Origin of the sequence: Cyanobium sp. A1C-AMD (assembly GCF_024346495.1) — a bacterium.
Classification (GTDB): Bacteria; Cyanobacteriota; Cyanobacteriia; order PCC-6307; family Cyanobiaceae; genus Cyanobium_A; species Cyanobium_A usitatum.
The window spans coordinates 1-7,384 of the sequence record NZ_JAGQDB010000100.1 but is presented as its reverse complement, the minus strand read 5'-3'; the positions used below and the strand labels follow the sequence as shown (position 1 = coordinate 7,384).

The window sequence follows — 7,384 nt, the reverse complement described above, 5'->3', positions numbered from 1 at the left end:
GCTTGAGTGGCCCAAGGCTCGGACGCCCCAAGAGTGATCCAGAGTTATTGGCTGAAGAGAAGCGCCAGTTCCTGGATGATCAGAGACAACGAAATGCCGTCGAGGGAAAGATCGGTCAGGGTAAACGACGGTTTGGATTGGGTCTGATCCGCGAGAAGCTCGCTGTCACCCAAGGTGCAACCATTGCACTGAATGTACTTGTTATGAACCTCGAGAAGCTGTTGGAGCTTCTTTTTATCTTTTTTGCGGCCTTGCTATGCCTTCACCTGGTCAAAGAAGGCGATCGTAGTAGTCGCACTGTGCCACTGAAGCCTCAGATGTCTGCAGCGTGATGATCGGGCTGCGTGCTCAACCAAGATCCATTGTTGTTGAGGCTGACCCCGAATTCACTTTCTCAGGAGGCCCTAATTGATTTGGAGAAGCAAGTCGTGCAAAAAATGGAGGCAGTCATTGAGGTGGAGGCTGATCTTATTGATTAAGCCGTTTGGGTTGCTTGTAAACTGTTGGGCCGGTGGAGAGTCAAGTTCCAGTTTCGAATCCGCACAGCGATGCTAGTTGCAGATAGGCGGACACATACTGAGCCAGTGCATCAAGTAGCTGCAGGCGTGATTCGTGAACGTCCTGGGCTGATTCCAGTTGATCAATGCTGGTGGCGTAGCCCACCCTTTGTCTGATTTCCAGATCAGAAGCGATCCCGGCTGCAGACTCGGTAGCCTGCAGCAAGAGGTGGATCATTCTGACGTTGGCATTGAGTTGGTTCAGCAGTGTCTGGATCTGGATACTGAGCTGAGACTTGCCATCGAGCAGTTGTTTCTGAAAAGACGCCTCGGTTTTCTGATAAGATTTGGCTTGATTACGCGTGGCATAGCCATCAAAGAGATTCCATGTGATGGACAGCCCCGCATAGTTGGCCAGCGATCCTGAGTAGCTGCCAGCAGGCTGATCTGGAATCGTGCCTTGATAGGTTGCGTAGCCCAGAAGGCCAATGGTCGGCAAAATTGAGCCCCACTGTTGATTGGCGTTGTCTTTTGCGATGCCGGCCTGCAGCTGAAGTTGTTTAAGGTTTTCGGAATGCTGTTCCGCCAGTGCCAAAGTCTCATTTCGGGAGTGGGGCCACACCTGCACATCAACAATGTTGGGTGAAAGCCCTGCCTGGGCGAGGTTTTCTAGTGCTTGATCGAGGCTTGTGGCATTGCTGCGTGGGTCCGAGGCCGAGGATTCACGGCTGGCAGTGTTAAGCGCTGCCAATACATTACTTTCTGCATTGAGCTGATTGAGTTTGGCGGATTCAAGCCTCGATTGATAGGAAAGAAGATCGCGGGTGGTCTGTTGAGCGATGTAGCGAGGCAGCAGCCCTGAGGCCAGACGCTTGTTGGTATCAGTAAGGATCTGATTCTGGATCCGAATGAGTTTCAGTAGTTCACCAGCTTGATAGCCGTTGAGCAGGTAGAGGTAGTAGTTCCTGGTGAGGCTGAGGCTGCGATCGCTCCTGGTTTGGCGCAGCTGGGAGTCGGCGAGTTCAAGCTGCTTGCGTGCTGCAGCGATTTGTGGATAGCGAACAGGGTTGATCAGGTTCCACTGGATGGTGACAACGGGATAGATCTGTGTATAGCTACTGTTAGAACTTCCTTGGCTGTTGCTGCTGCCGCTGCCGTTGAAGGGGTTGATGGAGGTGCCTGCCGTGGCTGGTGATGAACCAATCAGACCATTGCCACGGATGTCGGTAAACAGAACGGAGCTGTTGCTCATCGAAACCGAAGGCCACCAGCTGCCCTTTGCCGATTGCAGTTGGTACTTCGCTGATTGGACGGCGAGCTGTTGGGCGGCGATCGAGGCATCAGCATCCAGCCCCAGCTTCAGCACCTGCGCAAGAGAGAGAGGGGGGCTGCTGTTCTGCCTCCCCGGAACATCTGCGCTGCCGCTGCTGCTGGAGAGTTGGCAGAACGAAAACTGATTCAGCAGCCCCCATTGTTGGGTGCGCAGGGCGGCGGGTTTGCAGCTGTAGCCCTCATTGCCATCGAGGGGGGTCGCGCCAGCGCCCCAAGCGACAGCGCCCGGCAGGATGAACAGGGCTACCCAGAGGATGCTTTGTGGGATATGGCATCTCATGACGGTGGCTCAGCCTGGACTGTGATCGAGCCATCGGGCTGGATCAAAAGAAAACTCTCGAACTGAGCGAAGCCACTGCTGCGGTGGATCGCACTCAGGTGCAGTGAGCAATTCTGATTAATCGTGGCAAGGGCCTTGAGATGCAGGTCTTCGGGTAAATGACACGTGGGCTCATCGCTGATCACAATGCTGTAGGGCCGTAGCAGTACACGTGAAATCTTGAATAATTGCAGTTGGCCCAAAGAGAGATCGCGGGAGTATTCGTTGACAGGTGTTTTCCACCGCAGTGGCAGGCTCTCCAGCACCTCTTTGAGTTGTATGGCTTCGGCTGCCTCTTCAAGTTCTTGATCGCTATGCATCGCCTGGGGGTCGACCACATCGCGCAGCCGGCTGCCAAACAAGCGCACATCCTGTGCCAGAACCAGCGTGCCGCAGTCACTGAGCTGTTGGTTGATCACCATGCCATCCGCATCGATCAGCCGGATCAGGCCACTGTTGGGCTTCAGGTTGCCCAGCAGGAGCCGTAAAAGGGTGGACTTGCCGGAGCCTGATGGCCCCACGATGGCCACGGCTTGTGGACTGGTGATTCGAAGTGTGATCGGCTTATTGAAGGGGCCATCGACGTCGGTAGCGGTGTAGGTGAGGTCTTCAAGGGTGATGGCACTGATCGCGCAGGCATTCTGTACGGATGGTTTCGGCCGGAATGCAGTGAGATCTCGGATGATGTTGGGAGCCCAATAAGTGGGCAAAACCTGGGCCAGGTTAACAAGATCGCCGCTGATTGAATCCAGCGCACCACCGATGGTTCCAATGGCAAAATAGATCACCAACAGAGAGCCTACTGAGACACCTCCAGGCGTATTGGTGAGGCTTCGATAGAATTGGAGATAGACAAAGCTATACAACAGGCCTGTCGCCAGCGTGTTGATGACAGAAGTGCTGGCCCCCAGCATTCCTGCATTCACCATGTTGGATGCGATGGCTTCGCGGGAGCGGTTGAAGCGGCTGATGTAGTTTGCCTGAGTGTCGGTTTGCCAGATGTCGCGAATATTGCGGATTACTTCGTAGATAATCGTTTCAAGCCTTGTTTCAGAGCTGAGAGATTTTAGGGAGAGATTGATACTGAAGTAGGAGATGATCATGTTAATCACAGCTGGTATCAGCATCAGCACGAATAGTTGTCCGACAGCGGTGAGATCCGTTTGCGAGCCAATCACGGCCAGGTTTACGACCATCGTGATGAGCGCCAGTGGGATGCTGATAAATGCCGTTTCGAAGGAGCTCAGAAATGCACCCGCTGTCATGAATGACAGACGCCAGCTGCCAAAATCCCTTTTGGGTAACGCATGGGAGGCCGCCCTGAGAAAGCGATTGGCGGTGGCCATGCGAGTGGCCAGGTCAATCCTGGCATTCAGGAATGTGGTGCTGAGGCCACTGAGACTGGTGATCAGTTGGCCTGTCAGTTGCATCGCCATCGAGGCGAGACCGACCAGCAAAACAGCATGTAGTGCAGCCTCAGGAATGTATTTGTCGAATAAAGGCTCCTGCAGCAGCGAGGCTAGGGCTGACAGCACAATGCCTGGAATCCCAAGTAAGAGGAGGCCGGCAAACCATGGCCAGCGTTGATCAATAAAGATCTTGACGAACTGATTTTTGCTGACTTTCTGCTCGGGGATGGCCTCGCCTACGAAATACAGCTTGGTCGCTGAGTCTCGCAGGAGTTCTGGATCACAGCTTGCCAGCTGATTGGCTGCTAAAAAGGAGCCATGCCTCAGTGCGAAGCTGATCGGAGCTTGTTGCACCAGCCCCTCAAGGAGTGAGGGATCGTAGAGGCATGGGTGGAGCGATAGGCTCTCTTCCACAATGGCGAGCAGCGTACCAGCCTGCACGGTTTCCTGTTCGCAGATGGCGGTCAGCTGCTCTTGCAAATGTACAGATCTGAGTGGTGGAAACTGATGTGCCTTCTCGAGCAGAACTCGGGCAAACTCAGATGCACTCAGCCAGGCTCCGCCAAGCTGCTCTGGTTCCCGGCTAGACGCTGCTCGTTCAGCTTGCATCGCTCGTCTGGCGTTTGAGTTGCGCCATGGTGAGTGTGGGAATACTGGTCAGTGCTGAGCTGACACCATGCTGAATGATCAGCACATGCAGGCCAAGGTTACGCAGGCCAACGAGCACTGGACTATGCAGGGCTTCAGGCAGGCTGGTGAGCGCTTCATCTAGAACCAGTAGCTTGGGCTGCAGCAGCGCTGCACGCAACAGCGCGATCATCACCCCTTGGCCTGTGCTGAGGGAGGTTGCATCCGTCAGATAGCGATCGCTCTGATCTCGAAACAATGATTGCTCATGCAGGCCAAGTGACCTGAGGGTTTTGGAAAAAAGAGTGGCATCGTAGGGGCGTGCGAGGAAGCAATTTCTTTTGATGCTGCCGCCAACAATCAGCGGATTGCGATCAACCAGTTGCACCAACCCATGGCGTTCCTTTCGGGAGAGGGAATGAAGTGGCTGTCCGTCAATCTGAATGTCGCCAGCTGATGGCTCCAGCAAGCCGAGAATCAGGTTCACGAAGGTTGTCTTGCCGCTGCCAGTGTCGCCGTCGAGGCGTACAAGGATCGGCTTTTCTCCGCGCGCCTTCAGAGTGAGATTGACATGATCAAAGACTGGTTCGCTATAGAGTGAGTAGGAGAATGATAAATCCCTGCATGCAAGGACACTATCTGAGTGGCTGGCATCTTTGGTTTTGATTGCAACTTCTGGGTGAAAGAGCTCGTTGGCCTTGTTAAATGCTGCGGCGGAGTTTTGGATTGTCTCGATGATTCCAGCCACTGAACGGATCGGTTGCATGGCTGTGCCGATCAGCACATTGATGGCCGTATAGGAGCCCGTTGTGAGTTCACCTCGAATGATCAAAAAGCCCGAGATTGCGAGCAGTAGTCCGTTGAGTAACTGGTCAACAACCCCGACAAACAATTCATTCACAGCAGCTGTCGTTTCCAGTCGAAGCTCCGCCTGGCCCTGGCTGAGGTATCCCGCCGCCAGATCCTGTTGCATGGCCTGATCACAGCCCTCGAGCACAAGCTGTTCACGGCCACTGATCAACTTGAACTCTGCGCTGGAGGAGCGGCATTGACCTTCGCGATAGAAGTAGTTGTTCTGAAGATTCAATCCATAAAAACGCAAACCAACAGCTCCGAAGCCGGCCATGGCGAGCAGGGAAAGCAATGCCAGGGGCGGACTGACCAGCACAACGGCAACCAGGTAGATCGCCAGGTTTAGACAGCCCATCACGGCACTGAGCAGGCAACCTTGAAATCCCTGCAGAGCTTCATCCACCTGATTCAGGCGGGAAACGATCAGGCCGGATGTCTTGCTGATGAAGAAGCTATATGGCGCATTAAAGAGGGATCCAAAGAGCCGTTTGTTCCAAATCAGGATCGTGGATTGCAGTTGCCTCAGAACGAGAATCTGAAGGCAAAGGCTGCTGACGGCCATCATCACCGCCACGGTGATCGTGGCGATGGCAATTCCCTTGCTCCAGTAGATATTGCCTTCCTCAACCACATAGGTCATGAAGATGTCCTGGAACCCGGCATTGGCGAGGCTGAAGATCGAGATCACAGCTGCGAGCGCCAGCAGGATGAGCAGAAAACTGCCCTCGCGAGGAACCGAATCAAAGATGGAGGCAGGGGCTTGATCCTGCCGCTTGGCCTCAAGCACCGCTTGATCGAGCACGGGCTTCATCGGCCGCATGGTGATCAGGATGTCAGCGAAGTACGTGTCGAATTCCTGCCGATTGAGGATCAGGAGGCCATCGGCCGGATCAGCGATCCAAAACCGTTCGTTGCTCACCCTCCAAAGCACGCTGAAATGTTCATCGCGAACATAAAGAATGCACGGCAGCGTTGTTGTCGCTGTCACGCGGCCACGGCTTGGGATGGCCCGGAGACCCTTCATGGCGCTGAGATCACACAGCTGCTGAATGGTCATCCCGCCACGGGTGGAGCCATAGCTGCGCCGCAGGTTTTCGAGGCCAAGCGGGCAATCTGCTGCCGACAGCACCATCGCCAGACAGGCGAGCCCGCATTCGGATTCGTCGCTCTGAATCACGAGGGGAAAGGGTGGCTGCTGGGTCAGCCCCCGCATCCACTGGCGGGCAAACGGGATGACCGTCACAACGCACCTCGCAGGAAGGGCAGGAGCAGGGACAGCGGAGCGGCCTGGGAGGCCACGATCTTGACAGTTGCTCCATCACCAGCGCGGACGCCCCAGGGTGCCTGCCGGCCGAAGGTCCAGATCGGCTGGCCCTGGCGATTGCGTACGAGTTCGATGATCACCAGATAGGGCAGGTTGAGCTGCCCGGCGGCGTTGAAGCTCTGCAGCATGCTCTGCGCCACCTCATCGGAGCCAAAGGCCTTGACCAGTTCCTTCTCGGTGACAGGCGTCTGGCTGAGTTGGGTGACCGAGCCCTGGAGGTACCCGTAGCGAATTGCCGGTGTGGCGGCGGGCGACACAAAGGCCTGGTCGCCCGCCTTGATCTTGCCGATATCCTGCGAGCCAACGAGCACAAAGGTCCGCAGCGATCCCTGCGCCGGCATCAATGTGGCGATCAGATCGCCGGGATTCACCGCGTCGCCCACCGTGGCGGAGACGCTCACCAATTGGCCCGTGATCGGCGCCTTGATCAGCGTGGATTGGCTGATCGCTAGTTGTAGACCCTGGATCGTGGCGAGGTTGTTCTGATTCTGTTGCTGCAGGTTGATCTGGCTTTGCAGGTTTTGCTGCACTGCTTGTTGATAGGCCAGCTCCTGCGAGCGCAGCGCTGCCTGCAGCTGCTGCCATGCTCCTTTGAGGTTCAGCCATTCATCAAAGGCCTGGGCCACCTCATCGCTGCTCGCTAGCCCTTGGCGCAATAGGGATTGGGCTGTGGTGTAGGCCTTGTGTTGCTGTGTGATGCGCCGTTGGAGAGGCGGGCCTTGGGAGGCCATGGCCCGCTTGGCATCGTTCAGCTGCTGCAGCGCCACCACCACAGCTTGCTGCGAAGCCGTGATGCTGCCCTGGGTCCGAGGGGTGGCATAGCGAAGAATCTGCTCGGCGGCCTTGGCCTGGATTGCCTGCTGTTGAGTGTCGAGCGAGGCCAGCACCGCGTTTTTCTGAATCGTCTGATTGACACGGAAGGGCAGGGTCTTGATCAGTCCCTGCTGCGGGCTCGTGACACTGACCAGACGCAGGCCGCGGATCACCAAACCTGTGCCCTGCACTTCGGTGCGCAGGGTGCCGA

General features: G+C 55.9%; 4 protein-coding genes and 1 pseudogene. 1 reads left to right on the top strand and 4 read right to left on the bottom strand.

Annotation, left to right across the window (positions count from 1 at the left end; all coding sequences use genetic code 11):
• Positions 1-243 (top strand): annotated as a pseudogene (locus KBY74_RS12655) (transposase); the annotation flags it as partial.
• A gap of 276 nt (positions 244-519) precedes the next feature.
• On the opposite strand, the gene KBY74_RS12650 reads toward KBY74_RS12655, so the two are convergent.
• The 4 genes from KBY74_RS12650 to KBY74_RS12635 form a co-directional block, all read right to left on the bottom strand.
• Positions 520-2,109: a TolC family protein gene (locus KBY74_RS12650; protein WP_254943000.1), complete on the bottom strand. Its 1,590-nt coding sequence runs from the start codon at positions 2,107-2,109 to the stop codon at positions 520-522.
• The gene (locus tag KBY74_RS12645; protein WP_254942999.1) at positions 2,106-4,166 is read right to left on the bottom strand and encodes an ABC transporter ATP-binding protein; all 2,061 of its coding nucleotides are present in this window, start codon (positions 4,164-4,166) and stop codon (positions 2,106-2,108) included. Before KBY74_RS12645 ends, KBY74_RS12650 begins: the two co-directional genes overlap by 4 nt.
• Positions 4,156-6,279: a cysteine peptidase family C39 domain-containing protein gene (locus KBY74_RS12640; RefSeq protein ID WP_254942998.1), complete on the bottom strand. Its 2,124-nt coding sequence runs from the start codon at positions 6,277-6,279 to the stop codon at positions 4,156-4,158. Before KBY74_RS12640 ends, KBY74_RS12645 begins: the two co-directional genes overlap by 11 nt.
• On the bottom strand, positions 6,276-7,384 hold a 1,109-nt coding region (locus KBY74_RS12635; RefSeq protein ID WP_254942997.1), incomplete at its 5' end, for an HlyD family efflux transporter periplasmic adaptor subunit. The genes KBY74_RS12635 and KBY74_RS12640, both read right to left, overlap by 4 nt.

Coding starts and splice junctions, on each gene's coding strand:
- KBY74_RS12650 (WP_254943000.1), bottom strand. CDS start 2,109: ATGAGATGCCATATCCCACAAAGCATCCTCTGGGTAGCCCTGTTCATC.
- KBY74_RS12645 (WP_254942999.1), bottom strand. CDS start 4,166: ATGCAAGCTGAACGAGCAGCGTCTAGCCGGGAACCAGAGCAGCTTGGC.